Below are 2,151 nucleotides of genomic sequence, written 5' to 3' on the forward strand. Positions count from 1 at the left end.
TGTAAATTATATAATCAAATTAGCCAAAAATTCTAATCTCAAAATACACAGATTTGTACATTTTTTAGTATAATATTTTCAAAAAAGATAGGGGAAATATTATGCGAAAAGATGTGTCTAATCAGATAAGACTGTTGAGAGAGGAGGCTGAATTATTGAATAAAAGTGAACTAGCTAGAAGGTTTAATTGTGATAGGAGGACAGTAGAGAAATATATTAATAATTCTGGAGATGTAGCTAGGAAATCAAGAGAAGTAAAAAGCAAGCTAGATGACTATAAAGAAATAATAATGGATAAAGTAGATAGTTATGGATCCAAGTCAATGGCAATATTCAAATTTATTCAGAAAAAAGGCTATGAAGGAGGATACCAGACAGTAAATAACTTCGTTAAGAATCATAGGAAATCAGAAATAAAAAAAGCAACAATAAGATTTGATACAAGCCCAGGTCTTCAAGCTCAAGTGGACTGGAAAGAAAGTATAAAAATGATTAGCAGGCAAGGTGAAGTGTTTGAAATCAATATATATTTAATGGTTTTAGGTTATTCAAGGCTTAAATTCTTAAAGCTAACAACAGATAGGACTCAAGAGACACTGTTTGAATGTTTGTTTGAAGGATTTAGATATTATCAAGGCATTCCAAGAGAAATACTGTTTGATAATATGTCTACAGTAGTAGATAGAAGTAAAACAACCTTTAAGAATATAGCTATAAATAAAAATTTTAAATACTTTTCTATGGATGCTGGATTTGAAGTAATTACCTGTAGACCCTACAGACCTGAAACAAAAGGTAAAGTCGAAGCTCTTGCAAAGCTAGTAGATAGATTAACACCTTTTAACGAAGAGTTTGATACCTTTGAAGAATTAGAAATTATTGTAGAGTCGTTTAATCAAGAGATTAATAGCGAGGTATCACAAGCAACAAATGAGGTGCCATTTCTAAGATTTGAAAAAGAAAAAGAGTATTTAAACCCTCTACCACCTATGGATCTCCTTTTATCATATTTCCACCACGAAAAAGAATATAAGGTATCTAATGAATCCATGATTAGGTATAAAGGTAAAAAATACTCTGTCCCAACAAGTTATATAGGTTGCTACTTAACAGTATCACAAATAGACACTGAATTATACATTTATTATACTAAAGATTTAATTGCTTGTCATAAAATATCCGATAAAATCCTGCACTATAAAAAAAATCATGCAAAAGAAATATTACTTTCAGATGCACTTAAACATTATTCAGACGAGGACGTAGAGTTGTTTATTGAAGAAAATTTAAAAAATATGGATATATTTTTGGAGGATTGATTTCATGAGTACATATAACAAACTACTTAATAATCTAGAAATACTGAAATTAGAGAAGTTCAGAAGTTTTTTGCCAAACTTCTTAGAGGAAATAGCCAAAAACGAAATTCCTTTTACTGATGCTTTATTAAAATTAACTGAGAAGGAACTGGAATTTAGAGATGAGAGAGCTTCAAAGATTCAAATATCTGTATCAGCTTTTCCTTTTGAAAAAACACTATCAGATTTTGACTTTGATTTTCAGCCATCCATCAATAAAGCCCAACTATTAGATTTAGAAAGCTTAAGGTTTATAGAAAAGAAGGAAAACATATTGTTCTTTGGTCCTTCTGGCGTTGGGAAAACTCATTTAGCTGTGGCACTTGGTGTAGCTGCAGCTAAGAAAAGATATATCACCTACTTTATATCATGTCATGATTTAATTATGCAGCTTAACAAAGCTCATGCTGAAAATAGATTAGAGGCTAAGTTAAAGCATTATGCTAAGTATAAGTTATTGATCATTGATGAAATAGGCTATCTGCCTATTGATAAACAGGGAGCTAATCTGCTATTCCAATTAATCAATAGGCGATATGAAAAAAACTCTACCATCATTACTACTAATCAACCCTTTAGTAAATGGGGGGAAGTTTTTTCAGATATTACACTTGCTAATGCCATATTAGATAGGCTGATCCATCATTCAAGTATTATTAAAATAACAGGACCTTCTTATAGATTAAAAGGAAAAGTTGAGTTACTTGAAGTTAGGAAAAATAATAACCACTAATTATAATAATTGTACATTTTGAGATTATAAATTTTGTGCATTTCGGGATTGACATTTACA

The 2,151-nt window shown here is 30.3% G+C and carries 2 protein-coding genes; both read left to right on the top strand.

The genetic code is table 11. The annotated features are described in order from the left end of the window. The first annotated feature begins 101 nt into the window (after nt 1-101). Nucleotides 102-1,319 (top strand): IS21 family transposase, encoded by a 1,218-nt coding sequence (gene istA, locus BMX10_RS17645; RefSeq protein ID WP_090447105.1) that lies wholly within the window; start codon nt 102-104, stop codon nt 1,317-1,319. A gap of 4 nt (nt 1,320-1,323) precedes the next feature. After that, entirely contained in the window at nt 1,324-2,091 is a 768-nt protein-coding gene (gene istB, locus BMX10_RS17650) for an IS21-like element helper ATPase IstB (protein WP_090447107.1), read from the top strand. Nucleotides 2,092-2,151 lie beyond the last annotated feature (60 nt).

The organism is Natronincola peptidivorans (genome assembly GCF_900111615.1).
Taxonomy (GTDB): Bacteria; Bacillota; Clostridia; order Peptostreptococcales; family Natronincolaceae; genus Natronincola_A; species Natronincola_A peptidivorans.

Excerpts from the sequence above, each read along its gene's own strand:
- istA (WP_090447105.1), top strand. The coding sequence starts at position 102 with ATGCGAAAAGATGTGTCTAATCAGATAAGACTGTTGAGAGAGGAGGCT.
- istB (WP_090447107.1), top strand. The coding sequence starts at position 1,324 with ATGAGTACATATAACAAACTACTTAATAATCTAGAAATACTGAAATTA.